We start from the raw sequence: 16825 nt of genomic DNA, 5'->3' as shown, positions 1-16825 counted from the left end.
ATACAAACTTTACTGCAGTCAATAGAAGGATCAGGACAGGGCTGAGCTGCGCCTCGTGCCGTTTCATTCAGAAATGTGGTTGATATTCATAAACGTCAGAACATCACCGGCGCGAGGGGCCCGGATATCCAAAACAAACCCTTGATCCATCACCGCTTGAAATACCCGGGCCAGACCTTTTTGGCCATAAATCCCCGGATGGACCTCGATGACAAGGCGGGACACAGAACGCAGGTCGCACTGTTGGAACAGGTCTGCCTCACCACCTTCAATGTCACATATGATCAGTGTTGGGGCAAACTTTGCGACAATGTCATTGAAGTCCAAAATCGGCACATCGACTTTTTCGGTATAGGCTCTTTCCTCGCCACTCAGGGATGAGGCCCAGAAATTCTTGCGGATATAGAAATCGACAGTGTTGACATCATTTGTTTGCCCAAGGATGCCATGAAGACATTCGGCTTTGTCGGACACATCGTTTTCTTCAAAGGTTGCTTGTATCACGTCGATCAGGGCCGGGTTTGCTTCGACCGAAACAACTTTGTCGACACCCTCGATCTGGGCGATCTTTGTGGACAAAAAACCGACCCCGGCTCCGATATCCAGAACCCGCTCGCCTTGTTCGATGCACCGTTCGGCATGGCGCAACTCGGCTGTTTCGTAACGTCCCAGCCTCATGGATCTCAGAATTCTGCGGGTGAACAAACCGGGCTTTTTGTGAATTCTGACGCCGCGATAACAGACCGAGCCACCGTCTTCAGCGAATTCTGTTGCCATGTGCGAACCTCAAGTCTTGCGTGGATGAGCGTGTGCCCCGAAACCCGGGCGGGAATGCCACTTTTCCAGATGCACCTTAGACTGTGTCTCAAGGTGATAAAACCTTAAATTCCAGCAGCCTATTGCAGTGCAATAATCAGTGGCACGCGTTTTTTCTTTCATTTTCGGGGAACGACCTACCGCGTCAGTTCCCGCATGCCCTGTTCCAGTCCGGCAAGTGTCATGGGCACCATGCGATCTTCGAAGATCTCTTGGATCATGCCGATTGAATGGGTGTATTCCCAATACTTCTCGGGCACCGGATTGATCCAGAGGTTGGATGTCCATTGGTCCCGCGCGCGTTGTAGCCAGACTTGCCCGGCTTCCTGGTTCCAATGTTCATTGGCACCGCCGGGATAGGCGATTTCGTACGGGCTCATCGAGGCGTCGCCAACAAAAATACACTTATAGTCGCCACCATAAGTGCGCAGAACTTCGTGGGTGGGGGTCTGTTGATCCCAGCGACGGCGGTTGTCGCGCCAAACACCTTCATAAAGGCAGTTGTGGAAGTAGTAGTATTCCAGATGCTTGAATTCAGTACGGGCGGCGGAAAACAGTTCCTCGACTACCTTAATATGCGGGTCCATTGATCCGCCCACGTCCAGAAACAACAGCACCTTGACCGCGTTGTGACGCTCGGGGCGGGTCTTGACGTCGAGATAGCCATGTTCAGCCGTGGCGCGGATGGTGCCGTCCAGATCCAGCTCTTCAGCCGCCCCTTCACGGGCCCAGCGGCGCAAACGCTTCAAGGCGACCTTGATGTTGCGGGTGCCCAGTTCAACTGTGTCGTCTAAGTTTTTGAATTCCCGCTTGTCCCAGACTTTGACCGCGCGCTGATGGCGGCTTTCCTTTTGCCCAATGCGGACGCCTTCGGGGTTATATCCGTACGCACCAAACGGAGAGGTTCCGGCCGTGCCGATCCATTTATTGCCACCCTGATGGCGGCCTTGTTGTTCCTTCAGACGCTCGCGCAGGGTTTCCATCAGCTTGTCGAACCCGCCAAGCGCTTCGATTTCGGCCTTTTCTTCGTCCGACAGGTGCTTTTCAGCCATCTTGGCTAGCCAATCGGCGGGGATATCGACAGCTTCCAGAACCTGATCGAAACTGATTTCGTTCAGTCCTTCGAAACTGGCTGCAAAAGCACGGTCGAATTTGTCGATGTTGCGCTCATCCTTTACCATCGACACGCGGGCGAGATAGTAGAACGCTTCGACATCATAGGTGGCCAAGCCCTTCTTCATACCCTCCAGAAAGGTCAGATACTCCCGAAGTGAGACCGGGATGCCTGCTTTGCGGAGGTTTTCGAAAAAGGGCAAAAACATCGCGTCACGCCACCATGCGCACCAGAATCAACGAGATTATCAGCCCAAGAAGCGCAAATGCGATCCCGTAGCCAGCAGCATACTGCGCCATGTCAGCCCCGTTTCCATTGCGTTTTTTTGCGGTCAAAGCGCCTAGGATCGCCCCTAGGATCGCCATTCCCAAAACTACCACCATGTGTGTTTCACCCGTCTGTCCTGCTGCCCGAGCTCCGCTGGCCTGCGCTTTCAACCAAAGACTGGGCCACCAGTTGCGAACCAAACCCGTATCGCGCCCAACCAATGCTGTCCAGCCTGACCGAACGGGCCTGCTGAAGCTGTCCGGCCTGTCTCAAGGCTTCAGACTTCAACAGCAGCAATGTGGCCAAAATCGAGGCATTCTCGGCCCTGGTCATCACGTTGATGGCATTGTTAAGCTCGGGCAAAACACGTGGTCCCTGATCCTGAGCCAGCGCAAATGCGGCAGTTTGAGTGGTCACATAGGCTTGATGAACCTCGGTGCCAGGCGTCGCCTTCAGAAATTGCTGGGCAATCTGAAACTGTCTAAGCGCTTCGTTTGGGTTGCGGAACTGTTCCATCCGGCCAAGCAGATAGTGGGGATAAGCGCGACGGTGATCCGTCCATCCCAATTGCTGACCAATGCGGGCGGCCTTCCTGGCGGCGCGCATTTGCCGCGGTGATCCCGGCCCGGGACCCAGCGATTTTTGAATGGCGTCTACCCATTCACGGGGTGTCTCGGTAGCGGGTTGAACAGCCAGCCGGTCGCCACGCGGGTTCAGGCGGCTCAGCACGTCGGGGATCACGGATTTCACCTGTTCCTGGCTCATGCCTGTACGCAGCTCTGGCGCATAGGTGGCGCGCAGTATCAGCATGTCAAACCCGGTTAGAACGGTGTGAATATTGTCATCGTTGAACACCGAATCCGGCAAATGATAGAGGTCATTCAGAGGACCCAGCGCCTGCGCCAACTCCTCATGAAGGCAATCACGTATTTCCTGAGGGCTGACATCATACGGAATGAATATCCCTAGCCTTTCGCGTCGGCGCAGCTCGGTCCAACTGCTTTTGGCCTTGCGGCGGTCACGGCGGTATTCGTCCAGGCTTGAGGCATTCGGTACCACGAAACACGCGGCGTTGGGCAGAATCCGCAGGATGTCTTCCTGACTGACCGCCTCGATCGTGATATTGGCCTGACCGTCTTGGATCTGCCGAATATTGATCCCGGCTTCACGTTTCAAACGGTTCAGCAGGCGCGTCAGATCCTGCTGCATACTGGCGGTCGGCGCCCCGGTCAGCCGTACTGTGACCGGTGTTTCAAACCGGGTAAACACCGGCAGGGCAGCGCCGCTTTCCAGCGCGAAGTGCAGCGACACAAAATCCTCGGCGATGTTCTTGTTGGATCGGGCGGGTGGCCAGGGACGGGGAGCGCCGAAGGATTTGGTGGGTGGCAGTGCCGCCTCAACCGAGCGGATCTCGTCGGATACCGGAACTGTTTGAATAGGTTCAACCGATGTGCAACCCGCCGCAAACAACGCCACAACAAGAGCGGACCAACGCATCATGAGCGGGAATACTTGATGAACGGTGTGACCGTTCCGATGCGGTCATAAAGTTGCCGCGCGGTTTGGTTGAACTCCTGCGTCAGCCAATAAACCGACGGCGCACCTTGCCGGTCGGCCTCGTCGTAAACCGCCTGGATCAGTGCTCGGCCCACGCCTGTGCCACGGGCTTCGGGTCGGGCAAAAAGGTCTTGCAGGTAGCAGACCTTTTCGATCTTCCAGGCATGACGGTGAAACAGGTAATGCGTCAGCCCGACCAGATTGCCATCCTGCTCGGCGACAAAACAGGAAAAATCCTGCGGATCACCGCCCAACAGTCTTGAAAACGTCGTCTCGTAGATTTCTGCGGGCAGGGCGGTTTCATAAAACGCCAGATAGTCCCGCCACATGTCAGCCCACTGATCCTTGTCTTCGGCACGAAGGGGGCGGATTTTCAGTGTGTTCGCCAAGCGATCTGTCCAATTCTGTGAGGTTGATCCGGTCACTCCTGCGATGCTGACACCCGGGGTGAAGCAACGCAAGCCAAGATCACCAATTTGTTCAGGTTTAAGCTACCGTTTGCCGCGCGCCATGAAGGCCAGCCGTTCGAACAAATGCACATCCTGTTCATTTTTAAGCAATGCGCCATGCAGCTTCGGCAGGGCATTGGCCCCATCGCGCTTGAGGTCCTCGGCGGTCAAGTCTTCGGCCAGCAGCAGCTTCAGCCAGTCCAGAACCTCGGAGGTCGAAGGCTTTTTCTTCAAACCCTGTGTCTCGCGGATTTCATAAAACTGGGTCAATGCGGTGGTCAAAAGCGCGTCCTTGATACCGGGGTGGTGCACTTCGACAATGCGGCGCATTGTGGTCTCATCAGGGAAGCGGATGTAGTGAAAGAAACACCGGCGCAGAAATGCGTCGGGCAGTTCCTTTTCGTTGTTCGACGTGATGATCACGATGGGGCGGTTCTTGGCCCGGATCGTGTCGCCGGTCTCGTAGACATGGAACTCCATCTTATCGAGTTCCTGTAAAAGGTCGTTGGGAAATTCGATGTCCGCCTTGTCGATCTCATCGATCAGAAGAACAACTTTTTCATCGGCCTCAAACGCCTGCCACAGCTTACCCTTGCGGATATAGTTTGACACGTCATGCACGCGCTCTTCGCCAAGCTGGCTGTCGCGCAGGCGGCTGACCGCGTCGTATTCGTAAAGGCCCTGTTGCGCGCGTGTCGTTGATTTCACGTTCCACTCGATCATCCGCAGACCCAGTGCACCGGCGACCTGTTTGGCCAGTTCGGTCTTGCCGGTTCCGGGTTCCCCTTTGACCAACAGAGGGCGCTCGAGTGTGACGGCGGCGTTCACGGCAATGGTCAGATCGTCTGTGGCGACATATTCGGCTGTACCTTGAAAACGTGCTGTCATGGGCCTCTCGTGTGGTTGTGCGGTATGGTCGGGCAAACTGTGTTTTCCGGGTTACAGAGCGGCAAGGTTTTTGACAACCCGCGTCCCTGCGTCGGTCAACAGGAATTTTACTGCGTCTCCAAGCGCTTTTGATTGATTCGTCCGTCGCCGACACCGGCGCTTCACGCGACCTGCCTCAAAAAAGCCTGCTGAATTTCATATAAAAACAAGGTTTTCCTGATGTTTGTCTCATATTTAGACAAATCCGCGCGGGCGACTGTGGATGCAACGTTTGTGTAGTGACATTCCACGGCCCGTCGGCTAAACGCTGCGCAGAAGGGAGAGCCAAATGTCAGGTGAAACAACCGCGACCGACGTTTCTGGCCATACCGAGGGAGCAAATATGAAGCAGGAAGTTTTTCTGCCGGAGGACTACCGTCCGGCCGAAGATGAACCTTTCATGAATGATCGTCAGCTTGAGTATTTTCGTCGCAAGCTGCTGGATTGGAAGACAGAACTATTGGCAGGCAGCCGCGACACGATCGAAGGTTTGCAGGACAATACCCGTAACATTCCGGACGTCGCAGACCGCGCAAGCGAGGAAACCGACCGTGCACTTGAACTGCGCACGCGGGATCGTCAGCGTAAGCTGGTCGCCAAGATCGACTCGGCCCTGCGCCGTATCGAAGAGGGCGAATACGGGTATTGTGAAAAGACCGGCGATCCGATTTCGCTGAAACGTCTGGACGCGCGTCCGATTGCCACCATGACGCTTGAGGCACAGGAACGCCACGAGCGCCGCGAAAAGGTCCACCGCGACGATTGATCGCCGGATTTTGGGTAAAATCTTAAGCGCCGGGGCCTGTGGCTCCGGCGTTTTTGCGTTATGGCGGGGACATGAATATCCACGGTTTGAATTTCTGCGTTATTGGTGGGGGCATCGGCGGCCTGGCTGCCGCGCTTGCATTGCAAGTCAGGGGCGCACAGGTCACTGTGCTCGAACAGGCTAGCGAACTGACCGAAGTTGGCGCTGGCCTGCAAATCAGCGCCAACGGCATGGCTGTGCTGAGGGCTCTTGGCGTTGCAAAAGGCAAGCCCGCGTTCGCCCAGAAATCGTTTGGTACGGTGCTGCGTGATTACCGCAAGGGGCGGGTGATCAGCCGCGTACCCAGTCCCGCCGCCGGACTAACTTATTACTACCACCGCGCTGACCTGCTTGATTTGCTGCATAAAGCCGCCCTGCGTGCAGGGGTGGAGTTGCGTCTGGAATCGCGCGTCACCGAAGTGCTCAAACACCCCGGAGAGGCCGAGATTGTTCTGGAAAGCGGCGAAAGACTTCGGGCTGAATGTGCCATTGCGGCAGATGGGGGGCGCAGTGTGATCCGGCCGATCCTCAACGGCCTCGAAACACCCGCGTTCACCCATCAAGTTGCATGGCGGGCCACGATTCCGTGGAGTCATTCTGACCAGACGCCGCGTGCCGCGCTGACCATGGGGCCCAGACGTCACGTGGTGACTTATCCTCTGCGCGATCAGAATCAGATGAACATCGTTGCGGTCGAAGAACGATCAGACTGGCACGAGGAGGGATGGCGTCAGGAAGGAAATCCAGACGACTTGCGCGCGCGGTTTGCGGATTTCGGTGGGGAAGTTGGCACGATTCTGGCGCAGGTCGAACAGGTCAATATTTGGGCTTTGTTCCTGCGACCGGTTGCCGAGAAATGGCAAAACGGTCGCATCGTCTTGGTGGGGGATGCGGCACATCCGACGTTGCCCTTCATGGCGCAAGGGGCCTGTTTGGCGTTGGAGGATGCTTGGTGCCTTGCCCGCGCATTCGAATTGGAGTCCGGGATCGTTAAGGCTTTGGCTGCTTATGAAAGTGCCCGAAAACCGCGAGCTCGCAAAGTCGTAGCAGCCGCAGGGTCAAATGCTCGTAACTTTCACCTGAGCGGCCCGATGCGTCTGGCTGCTCAGGCCGCCTTGATGGCGCTAGGTCCAAAGCTGGCGCAGCGATACGAGTGGATATACAGCTACGATCCGACGGTTTGAGAGTTTACAGATCTAGATCAACCCAAACCGGCACGTGGTCTGAAGGTTTTTCATGTCCCCGGATTTCAAAGTCGATACGGCAATCGCGCATCAGATCGGCAGCCTGAGGGGTCAACAGGAAATGGTCGATCCGAATGCCGTCATTCCGGTTCCAGGCACCGGCCTGGTAGTCCCAGAATGAATAATGTCCGGGGCCTTGGGTCGTGGCCCGGAACGCCTCGGTGAATCCAAGATTCATGACTTTGCGAAATGCTGCGCGGCTTTCGGGCCGGAACAGCGCGTCCTCTCGCCATGCCTCAGGACGTTTGGCATCTTCGGCCTGCGGGATGATATTGTAGTCGCCCGCCATGAGTGCCGGCTCTTCACTGTCCATCAGATCACGCGCGCGCTGGTACAGTCTTTCCATCCAAGCCAGCTTATAGTCGTATTTCGGGCCAGGTACCGGGTTGCCATTTGGTAGGTACAGACCGCAGATTCGCAGAGCTTTTTTGCCGATGACTGTCGCCTCGATCCAGCGTGCTTGTTCATCATGGTCATCCCCCGGCAGACCGCGCGAGACATCTTCCAACGGCAGCTTCGACAGGATGGCCACGCCGTTGAAGCTCTTTTGCCCATGGGTTTCCACGTTGTATCCACGCTCTTCAAACATCTCGCGTGGAAAATTTTCATCGATGGATTTGATTTCCTGCAAAAGAACGACGTCGGGTTGCGCGTCATCCAGCCACCGGGGAAGGGCCTCGGCCCGCGCTTTGATGCCGTTGATGTTGAATGTGGCGATTTTCATGCGCGATCCTCCGAAGCAATTGGCAACCTATCGCTCAGAATGAACCCAGCGGCAAGGTGGAGGGCAGGTTTGCGAGGCTCTGCCTCGCGCTCCGAGGTATTTTCAGCCAGATGAAGAAACGGATTCTTAACCAACTCGATCAATGCTGCTGAAGCGGTACAGGCGGAGGCGCCGATGACCGCGCCAGGTGAAGCTCTCTGATCGTTTGGTCAGCGAGCGGATCCCTGCTTCATCTGGCTAGAAATACCTTGGGGGTGTGGGGGCAAAGCCCCCACCGGTTTCACATCGAAAAAGACGTGCCGCATCCGCAGGAGGATGTCGCGTTTGGATTGTCGATCACAAAACGCGCGCCGATCAGCTCTTGTGTGAAATCAATGACTGCGTTCTCAAGGAAAGGCAGCGAGATCGCATCAACGATAACTTTCTGGCCTTTGCCTTCAAGGATCAGGTCATCCTCTCTTGGGGTGTCCAACGCGATTTCGTATTGAAAGCCCGAGCAACCGCCGCCTTCCACTGCAACACGCAGGGCCTGACCCTGGTCTGCGGCGCCAATCTCGGCCAGACGCTCAAAGGCGCGTTCAGTGACTGTTGGGGGCAGATTCATGCCGCTCTCCAAAGGTTTATTTCCTTAGCGTCCTACAATATATGGAACCCAAGGACAGGCGACAAGGACTAGACCTTTGGTCAGAGCGAGTTTTGCCTCGGATCCGGTGCGCGCAAGGGGGCGGCTGGTGCCTGAGGACGAGAGCAATTTCCGGTCATGCTTTCAGCGCGACCGGGACAGGATCATTCATGCCAGTGCCTTTCGGCGGCTCAAACATAAGACGCAAGTCTTTGTTGAGCATGAGGGCGACAGCTATCGCACCCGTCTGACCCATTCCATCGAAGTGGCTCAGGTGGCGCGAACCATCGCCGGGGCGTTGGATCTGAACCCCGAACTGACCGAGGCTGTGGCTCTGGCCCATGACCTCGGCCACACGCCATTTGGTCATACTGGTGAAGACGCCTTGCACGCCTTGATGGAGCCTTATGGTGGTTTTGACCACAATGCACAGGCTATTCGGATTGTGACCAGGTTAGAGCGTCATTACGCTGAGTTCGACGGCTGCAACCTGACATGGGAATGTCTGGAAGGGATCGCCAAACATAACGGCCCGGTTGTGGGTGATTTGCCCTGGGCGTTGGCCGAATGCAATCGGGGCTTTGACCTTGAACTCCACACCCATGCCAGTGCAGAGGCGCAGGTAGCGGCGCTATCTGACGATATTGCGTACAACAATCATGATCTTCTGGACGGGTTGCGCGCAGGGCTTTTTGAAGATGATGACCTGCGCAATCTTCCCATTGTAGGGGCTTGTTACGCGGATGTAGACGCAAAGTACCCGAAGCTGGACCTGTATCGCAGGCGTCACGAAGCGTTACGGCGGGTGTTTGGCGTTATGGTTTCCGATGTAATCAACTCCTCCCGTGAGTTGATTGAAAATTCGGGGGCGCAGTCTGTCGAGGATATCCGCCATCTTGGCTATCCCGTCATACAGTTTTCAAATGGGGTTTGGGCGCAGCTTCGTGAAATCCGGGCGTTTCTGTTCACTCGGATGTATCGTGCGCCCAGTGTTATGAAGGTACGGGCCGAAGTCGCAACGATTGTAGAAGACCTGTTCCCCATTTATCTGAATGACCCGAAACAGATGCCTGCGCGCTGGCACAATGACATTGAAGCTGCCAAGGATGAGACCGCTTTGGCACGTATTGTTTCGGACTACATTGCGGGTATGACTGACCGGTTTGCTCTGCAGGATCACGCCCGGCTGACAGGCTGATCACTTCACAGCGATGTAAGCGATGCCCCAGACTTGCTGACCCGCTTGTTTCGTCGATTGATCAGCGTCGTCTGTTGGCGGGAATACGATCATCGTGGGGCCATACCCTCCGATCCCTATAGGTGAACCAACAGCGTGCGTGGTGATGGTTGGTTTGTCGGTGTCAATACTGTCCCAAGCGATTTCGGCCTGATACCCTTCTAACGCCATGGGAAGTGCTGTTTTACCTTCCGCACCTGCCATGATCATGACCTCGAAAAGAAGGGGCCCTGAAAACGCATAGTCCCGCTGGTTACCCCGTGGGCCGTCGGGGATCGTGACCTCAAACTGTTCCAAGGCGTCCATTGACCTTGCCGTGCTGCGTGGTAAACCGCCGGACAAGCAAAAGGACATCCGAAATGAACCTGTTTTCCGAGATCCGCGGCCTTGTATTGGACGCGCTGGCACAGATGCAGTCCGAAGGCGCGCTGCCGGAAGGGCTGAGCTTTGACAACGTGGCGGTCGAACCCCCGCGTGATGCAGCGCATGGCGACATGGCGACCAATGCGGCGATGGTGCTGGCGAAACCGGCCAAGATGAAGCCGCGCGATATTGCCGATGTGCTGGCTGGCAAACTGGCGGCGGATAACCGGATCACCAGCGCCGAGGTTGCCGGACCGGGCTTCCTGAACCTGCGCCTTGCGTCCGCAGTCTGGCAAGGCGTGCTAACGGCGGTGCTGGAGAAGGGCACGGACTATGGCCGTTCGACCATGGGGCAGGGACAAAAGGTCAATGTCGAGTATGTCTCGGCCAACCCGACCGGTCCGCTGCATGTGGGGCATACGCGGGGGGCCGTGTTCGGAGATGCTTTGGCAAGCTTGCTGGCCTATTCCGGCCATGATGTGACCCGCGAATACTACATCAACGATGGCGGCGCGCAGGTGGATGTACTGGCGCGCTCGGCTTATGAGCGCTATCGCGAAGCCAATGGCCTGAGCCCCGAGATCGCGGAAGGCCTGTATCCCGGCGATTACCTGATCCCGATCGGTGAGGCGCTGAAAGAGAAATACGGCGACAGCCTGATCGACAAGCCTGAAAGCGAATGGCTGGAAGATCTGCGCAACTTCGCCACGGATGCGATGATGGACCTGATCCGCGCTGACCTGAAGGCGCTGGGCGTTGAGATGGACGTGTTCTTCTCGGAAAAGTCGCTCTATGGCACAGGCCGGATCGAAGCGGCGCTGCAATCGCTGACCGACAAGGGCCTGATCTATGAGGGCGTGCTTGAGCCGCCGAAGGGCAAGAAGCCCGAGGATTGGGAGCCGCGTGAACAGACCCTGTTCAAATCGACCGAGCACGGCGATGATGTGGACCGCCCGGTCAAGAAATCGGATGGCAGCTGGACCTATTTCGCGCCCGACATCGCCTATCACTATGACAAGGTCAGCCGTGGCTTTGACGCGCTGATCGATGTGTTCGGGGCCGATCATGGCGGCTATGTCAAACGGATGAAGGCAGCGGTGTCGGCTCTGTCTGGTGGAAAGGTGCCGCTGGATATCAAGCTGACGCAGTTGGTGAAGCTGTGGAAGAATGGCGAGCCGTTCAAGATGTCCAAGCGCGCCGGGAACTTTGTCACTTTGCGCGATGTGGTCGATCAGGTTGGGCCTGATGTGACCCGTTTCGTGATGCTGACCCGCAAGAACGATGCGCCCTTGGATTTCGATTTCGACAAGGTGTTGGAACAAAGCCGTGAGAACCCCGTGTTCTATGTGCAATACGCTCATGCCCGTGTGATGAGCGTTCTGCGCCGTGCTGCTGAGGCCGGGATTGCCGCAGATGACGCGACCCTGTCTGGTGCTGATCTGAGCAAGAACGACCATGCCTCGGAACTGACCGTTGCCAAAAAGCTGGCCGAATGGCCGCGTCTGGTGGAGATCGCCGCGCGCACCAATGAACCGCACCGCGTTGCTTTCTATCTCTATGAACTTGCAGGGGATTTCCACGCGCTGTGGAACAAGGGCAATGACGAAACCCAGTTGCGCTTTATCCAGGATGGCGATGTTGCCACAAGCCAGTCGAAAATCGCATTGGCCCGTGCCGTTTCTGTTGTGATTTCAGCGGGCTTGGGTATTCTTGGCGTTACTCCGGCGCAGGAGATGCGGTAACAAATATCGCCCGAACCGCCGGTACGAGGTAGGCAAGAAATGACCCGCGCGCCTTATTTTCAGGTGCGAAACGGGCAGTGAGGCGGACATGGCGAGTTACGATTACTCGGGGCAGCAAAGCCCCGAGCAGATGCATTACCCGAATCAAGCGTATTCTGAGGATGCGTATGATTACCCCGACGATATGCAAGATTATGACGCACCGCGCGGCACGTATGGGCTGGGCCGGGTCGTAAACGTTCTTGGGGCCGTCGCCTCATTGGCGTTGGTCGCTGGTGTAGGAGTATGGGGCTATCAACTGGTCATGCGGGATGTGAGCGGCGTGCCCGTGGTACGTGCCGCCGAAGGTCCAATGCGCGTCCAACCGGAAAACCCGGGCGGGACGCCCGCAGATCACCAGGGTCTGGCCGTCAATGCAGTTGCCGCCAGAGGCACCGCCGCGGCCCCGGCTGATCGCCTGATCCTTGCACCGCGCCCCGTGTCGCTGACCGATGAAGATTTGCCTGGCAGCGATCTGAAGCCAACTCCGGCGCTGCATGTGGTGGAAGAGCCGATCACGACCCAGGAAGCCGCGCGTCTGCGCCAAAGTGCGGTGGACGCGTTGGTGGCTGAACTTGCGGGTGAGGCGGCCAAGACCCAGCAGGAATTCGAAGACGGGACGCAAGTAGCGTCACTGGCCACGCCCGAGGAAGAGCCGGCAATTGATCCTGTTGATTTTGCAGCGGCTTTGCCGGATCCGGCTCTTGCTGAATTGCCAGGGGTTCGCAGGTCTTTGCGTCCGGTTAAACGCCCTGCGCGCAGTCAAATCTCGCCCAGCGAGGCGTCTGAGGGCGCCATCAACGCCGCCGTCAAGGCTGCGGTTGGGTTGGATGTTGACCCCGACACGTTGGCCAAGGGCACCCGACTGGCGCAGCTTGGCGCCTATGACAGCTCGCAGGTGGCGCAGGCCGAATGGGATCGCCTAAGTGGTCGATTCGGGGAATATATGGCTGACAAACAACGGGTTATCCAGAAAACCTCAAGCGGCGGTCGAACCTTTTACCGCCTGCGTGTTTTGGGATTTGAAGACCTGAGCGACTCGCGCCAGTTCTGTGCCGCGCTGGTCGCACAAGGGGCAGACTGTATCCCGGTCGCCGTCCGGTGAAGTTTGGCGCCACGATCACCGATGCCGAAGGGCTGCGTCTGACGCAGGAAGAAAGGGACCTGTTTCGCCAAATGAACCCCTTCGGGTTCATACTGTTTGCCCGCAACATCGAAAGCGCCGATCAAGTCCGCGCCTTGTGCGATGATTTCCGCGAGGCGGTCGGGCGCAATTGCCCTATCACGATTGATCAGGAAGGCGGGCGCGTGCAGCGCTTGCGCGCGCCCTTGGCCCGCGAATGGCTGCCACCCTTGGATCATGTGACCCGTGCAGGCGATCAGGCCGAGCGAGCCATGTATCTGCGCTATCGCCTAATCGCGGATGAATTGTTCAGTCTTGGGATCGACAGCAACTGCGCCCCCATGGTCGATGTTGCGCGTACTGATACGCACGCTTTTCTCAAGAATCGCTGTTACGCTTCTGATCCTGAACAGATTTCCAAAATTGGCAGGGCCGTAGCAAAGGGGCATTTGCACGGGGGCGTTTTGACTGTAATCAAACACATGCCAGGACATGGCCGTTCCACGCTGGACAGCCACTACGACTTACCTCATGTCGATCTGTCATTGGACGAATTGGACAGCAGTGATTTCGCGCCGTTTCGTGCACTGAACGATTTGCCGATGGGGATGACCGCACATCTGGTCTACGATCAAATCGATCCCCAACCAGCCACGATTTCAGTCACCATGATGCGTGTGATCCGCGACAAGATCGGCTTTGAAGGGCTGATCATGACCGACGATATCGGGATGAAAGCGCTGAGCGGTACACCGTCGGACGTGTCACGTCAGGCCATTCAGGCAGGCTGTGACGTTGTTCTGCACTGCAATGGCAGTTTTGCAGATCGTGCCGCAGTGATGGAAAGTGCCGGAGAGATGACCGATCAGGCACAAGCCCGCGCAGAACGGGCGCTGGCGATGCGCAAACCTCCTCAGGAACTTGACATCCCCGCCGCCGAGGCGGAACTATCTGCCCTAATGGGCGGGCAGGTATATGAACGATAACCTCTTTAGCGAAGACCCTGTCTCGGTCGCGGATCGTCTTGCGGCCGAAGCGCTGATTGTTGATGTCGACGGGTTCGAAGGACCACTGGACGTTCTGCTGACCTTGTCGCGTACGCAGAAAGTGGACTTGCGGAAAATCTCGGTTCTGGCGCTGGCGCAGCAGTACCTGGCTTTTGTAGAAAAGGCCCGTGCGCTGCGGATCGAACTGGCCGCCGACTATCTGGTGATGGCCGCGTGGCTGGCCTTTCTCAAATCCCGGTTGCTGTTACCTCCGGACCCCGATGACGAAGGTCCATCGGGCGAGGAACTGGCTGCGCATCTGGCGTTTCAGCTGGAACGCCTTCAGGCCATGCGCGATGCGGCTGCGCGGTTGATGGCACGCGATCAGTTGGGCCGCGATTTCTTCAAGCGCGGGCAGGGCGAAGATATCACCCGTATCCGCACTGTAACCTATTCCGCCACGCTGCTGGATTTGATGCAGGGTTACGCCCGTATCCGCACCCGCGACGAATTCCGCCCCTTTGTGATGGATCGCGACTCGGTCTTCACGATGGAACAAGCGCTGGAACGGATGCGACCGTTGATTGGCTTTGCCGGAGCGTGGACCGACATGGAGACGTACCTGCCGGAGGGCTGGGACGCCGACCCGGTGCGCCGCAGGTCCGCAACGGCGGCAACTTTTGCGGCCTCGTTAGAGCTGGTGAAAGAAGGACATATGGAGATGAAACAGAGCGAGACATTCGCTCCGATCCATCTGCGAAAGAGGACCGAGACACGTGACTGACGCCCCTGAAGAGACCGGTACTCTGTTCGAAGCTCCTCCGCTGGCGGAACAGGAACGCATGGTCGAGGCTGTTCTGTTTGCCAGTTCTGAGCCGGTGACAATTGCGGATCTGGAGGCCCGGATGCCCCACGGAAGCGATGCGGCGCAAGCGGTTGAATTGCTTCAGAAACGCTATGAAGGGCGTGGCGTGCGCGTGGTGCGTGTGGGCGATGCCTGGGCCATTCGGACTGCCCCGGATCTGGGTTTTCTGATGCAGAAGGAAACGGTCGAGACCCGCAAGCTGAGCCGCGCAGCGATCGAAACTCTGGCCATCGTCGCCTATCATCAGCCCTGTACACGGGCCGAGATTGAGGAAATCCGTGGGGTTTCGGTTTCGCGCGGAACCATTGATCAGCTTTTGGAGATGGAGTGGATCAAGCTGGGCCGCCGTCGTATGACACCGGGTCGTCCTGTGACCTTTGTTGTAACGCCAGAATTCCTGGATCACTTTGGTCTGGAAAACGCGCGTGACCTGCCTGGCCTGAAAGAACTTCGGGCGGCTGGGCTTCTCGAAAACCGGCCTCCGCCGGGTGCCATTCCCCTGGGTGAAGGGCGTGAGGACGAGGCCGACGAAGATCAGACCGAGCTGTTCGAGGAAGAGTGATTGCGCAGCCCTTTTGTTGCCGCATAAAGCGCCTATCTTTAACCCTGAGGACAGGGAGTTGAGCAATGAATGCAAATCGGATCATTGATATGATTGTGCGTCAGGTCATGCGCCGACTGGTCAACAAAGGCGTGAACAAGGGCATTGATATGGCCAGTCGCATGGGCAAGGGCGACGCCACATCCAAGGGGCCAAAGCACGCCAATTCATCTGATCATGCCCAAAAGCTTCGGCAGGCCGAGAAGATGAGCCAGCAGATGCGCAGGTTCATGAAATTCTAGAACTTACCCAACAGCCTTGAAGTGCTTGGACAGTTTCAGGCCCTGACCCTGATAGTTTGATGCAATGCCCGCGCCGTACAATTGCGTCGGCATTTCGGCCATTTTCTCATAGACCAGACGCCCGACAACTTGTCCGTGCTCCAGCACAAAAGGTGCTTCGTGGCAGCGAACCTCTAAAACACCGCGCGATCCGGCCCCGCCGGCGGCGGCATGGCCAAAGCCGGGGTCAAAGAACCCGGCATAGTGCACCCGGAATTCGCCAACCATCGCCAGATAAGGTGCCATTTCAGCGGCGTACATTGGCGGGATATGTACTGCTTCACGGCTGACAAGAATATAGAACGCACCAGGATCAAGGATAATACAACCATCCTTGGTGCGCACTTCTTCCCAATAATCCTGCGGGTCGTATTCGCCGATACGATCCAGATCGATGACCCCGGTGTGAGGTTTTGCGCGGTAGCCAACCAGATCGGTCTCGGGAAGCTGCAGATCCACTGAGAAACCCAGTCCGTCCTGAATAACAGCAGGGCCGTCGACCAGTGGCGATTCAGCATGTAAGGCTTTCAATTCAGCGTCCGAGAGCACGGCTTGACCCTGACGGAAGCGAATCTGATTCAGACGCATGCCCGGACGGACCAGCACCGAGAACGAGCGCGGACAGATTTCGGCATAGAGTGGGCCTGCGTATCCAGCAGGCACCCGGTCAAACTCGGTGCCGCCATCGGTGATAGTCCGGGTCAGAAGGTCCAGCCGCCCGGTCGAGCTTTTGGCATTTGCCACGGCGCTCATATCGTCGGGCAGGGCGATTGATTCCATTAGCGGGACTAGATAGACGCAACCTTTTTCCAGAACGGCCCCGTCCGTGATATCGATGCGGTGCATCTCGAACTCGGTCAAACGATCTTCGACGGTTCGCCCTTCGCCTGCAAGAAACGAAGCGCGGACGCGGTAAGCGACTGTTCCCAGACGTAAATCAAGGCTTGCTGGTTGAATCTGAGCAGGCAGAACGTCCGGGCTGGCCGTGATCTCGCCGCGCGCGATCATCGCCTCAATCTGTTGGTTTGGGCAAACACCTGTCATCTCGATCCCCTCTGGTGCC

At 57.2% G+C, this 16825-nt stretch carries 19 protein-coding genes; 9 read left to right on the top strand and 10 right to left on the bottom strand.

The features are described from left to right. Window positions 1-63: 63 nt before the first annotated feature. The 6 genes from GS632_RS06415 to GS632_RS06390 form a co-directional block, all read right to left on the bottom strand. The gene (locus tag GS632_RS06415; protein WP_171721477.1) at window positions 64-777 is read right to left on the bottom strand and encodes an FkbM family methyltransferase; all 714 of its coding nucleotides are present in this window, start codon (window positions 775-777) and stop codon (window positions 64-66) included. A 176-nt stretch (window positions 778-953) separates the two neighbouring features. After that, on the bottom strand, window positions 954-2138 hold the full coding sequence (locus GS632_RS06410; RefSeq protein ID WP_171179764.1) for a VWA domain-containing protein: 1185 nt from the start codon (window positions 2136-2138) through the stop codon (window positions 954-956). 4 nt (window positions 2139-2142) lie between these two features. Then, window positions 2143-2313: a hypothetical protein gene (locus GS632_RS06405; RefSeq protein WP_171234453.1), complete on the bottom strand. Its 171-nt coding sequence runs from the start codon at window positions 2311-2313 to the stop codon at window positions 2143-2145. A 7-nt stretch (window positions 2314-2320) separates the two neighbouring features. Continuing rightward, window positions 2321-3697: a DUF2927 domain-containing protein gene (locus GS632_RS06400; protein WP_171179768.1), complete on the bottom strand. Its 1377-nt coding sequence runs from the start codon at window positions 3695-3697 to the stop codon at window positions 2321-2323. Then, on the bottom strand, window positions 3694-4143 hold the full coding sequence (locus GS632_RS06395) for an N-acetyltransferase family protein (RefSeq protein WP_371809962.1): 450 nt from the start codon (window positions 4141-4143) through the stop codon (window positions 3694-3696). Before GS632_RS06395 ends, GS632_RS06400 begins: the two co-directional genes overlap by 4 nt. Window positions 4144-4245: 102 nt before the next feature. Continuing rightward, a complete protein-coding gene (locus tag GS632_RS06390; protein WP_171234450.1) occupies window positions 4246-5091 on the bottom strand; it encodes a MoxR family ATPase in 846 nt (281 codons plus the stop codon). Window positions 5092-5473: 382 nt separating this feature from the next. Here GS632_RS06390 and dksA point away from each other — a divergent pair, with 382 nt between their 5' ends. Together dksA and GS632_RS06380 are read left to right on the top strand one after the other, a co-directional pair. Further along, window positions 5474-5896 carry an RNA polymerase-binding protein DksA gene (dksA, locus tag GS632_RS06385; protein WP_050602554.1) on the top strand — a complete coding sequence of 141 codons (423 nt, stop codon included), beginning with the start codon at window positions 5474-5476 and terminating at the stop codon, window positions 5894-5896. Window positions 5897-5967: 71 nt separating this feature from the next. Continuing rightward, the gene (locus tag GS632_RS06380; RefSeq protein ID WP_171721476.1) at window positions 5968-7119 is read left to right on the top strand and encodes an FAD-dependent monooxygenase; all 1152 of its coding nucleotides are present in this window, start codon (window positions 5968-5970) and stop codon (window positions 7117-7119) included. Window positions 7120-7123: 4 nt separating this feature from the next. Here the strand turns inward: GS632_RS06380 and xth are convergent, their stop codons facing one another. Continuing rightward, entirely contained in the window at window positions 7124-7903 is a 780-nt protein-coding gene (gene xth, locus GS632_RS06375) for an exodeoxyribonuclease III (protein WP_171179773.1), read from the bottom strand. 280 nt (window positions 7904-8183) lie between these two features. Continuing rightward, a complete protein-coding gene (locus GS632_RS06370) occupies window positions 8184-8507 on the bottom strand; it encodes an iron-sulfur cluster assembly accessory protein (RefSeq protein ID WP_171179775.1) in 324 nt (107 codons plus the stop codon). A gap of 76 nt (window positions 8508-8583) precedes the next feature. On the opposite strand from GS632_RS06370, the gene GS632_RS06365 reads away from it, so the two are divergent. Then, entirely contained in the window at window positions 8584-9723 is a 1140-nt protein-coding gene (locus tag GS632_RS06365) for a deoxyguanosinetriphosphate triphosphohydrolase (protein WP_171237739.1), read from the top strand. On the opposite strand, the gene GS632_RS06360 is transcribed toward GS632_RS06365, so the two are convergent. Next, a complete protein-coding gene (locus tag GS632_RS06360; RefSeq protein ID WP_216601720.1) occupies window positions 9724-10068 on the bottom strand; it encodes a hypothetical protein in 345 nt (114 codons plus the stop codon). It lies immediately after the preceding gene. Between the two features lie 53 nt (window positions 10069-10121). On the opposite strand from GS632_RS06360, the gene argS reads away from it, so the two are divergent. The 6 genes from argS to GS632_RS06330 all read left to right on the top strand — a co-directional run bounded on the left by argS (window position 10122) and on the right by GS632_RS06330 (window position 15723). Further along, on the top strand, window positions 10122-11867 hold the full coding sequence (argS, locus tag GS632_RS06355; protein ID WP_171237737.1) for an arginine--tRNA ligase: 1746 nt from the start codon (window positions 10122-10124) through the stop codon (window positions 11865-11867). 88 nt (window positions 11868-11955) lie between these two features. Continuing rightward, window positions 11956-13011: an SPOR domain-containing protein gene (locus GS632_RS06350; protein ID WP_171234445.1), complete on the top strand. Its 1056-nt coding sequence runs from the start codon at window positions 11956-11958 to the stop codon at window positions 13009-13011. Continuing rightward, window positions 13008-14015 (top strand): beta-N-acetylhexosaminidase, encoded by a 1008-nt coding sequence (gene nagZ, locus GS632_RS06345; RefSeq protein WP_171721475.1) that lies wholly within the window; start codon window positions 13008-13010, stop codon window positions 14013-14015. The genes GS632_RS06350 and nagZ overlap by 4 nt, the downstream gene beginning before the upstream one ends. Then, window positions 14005-14799 (top strand): ScpA family protein, encoded by a 795-nt coding sequence (locus GS632_RS06340; RefSeq protein WP_171179786.1) that lies wholly within the window; start codon window positions 14005-14007, stop codon window positions 14797-14799. The genes nagZ and GS632_RS06340 overlap by 11 nt, the downstream gene beginning before the upstream one ends. Next, window positions 14792-15442, top strand: a complete 651-nt coding sequence (gene scpB / locus GS632_RS06335) for an SMC-Scp complex subunit ScpB (RefSeq protein ID WP_171179788.1) — start codon at window positions 14792-14794, stop codon at window positions 15440-15442. The genes GS632_RS06340 and scpB overlap by 8 nt, the downstream gene beginning before the upstream one ends. Before the next feature lie 65 nt (window positions 15443-15507). Beyond that, window positions 15508-15723 (top strand): hypothetical protein, encoded by a 216-nt coding sequence (locus GS632_RS06330; protein WP_171721474.1) that lies wholly within the window; start codon window positions 15508-15510, stop codon window positions 15721-15723. A 3-nt stretch (window positions 15724-15726) separates the two neighbouring features. Here the strand turns inward: GS632_RS06330 and GS632_RS06325 are convergent, their stop codons facing one another. Further along, the gene (locus tag GS632_RS06325; RefSeq protein WP_171237735.1) at window positions 15727-16806 is read right to left on the bottom strand and encodes a 2'-deoxycytidine 5'-triphosphate deaminase; all 1080 of its coding nucleotides are present in this window, start codon (window positions 16804-16806) and stop codon (window positions 15727-15729) included. Window positions 16807-16825: the final 19 nt, after the last annotated feature.

The sequence above is a fragment of the Ruegeria sp. HKCCD7296 genome, assembly GCF_013110775.1.
GTDB lineage: Bacteria > Pseudomonadota > Alphaproteobacteria > Rhodobacterales > Rhodobacteraceae > Ruegeria.
The sequence above is the reverse complement of the archived record's forward strand: the minus strand, read 5'-3'. Positions and strand labels throughout refer to the sequence as shown.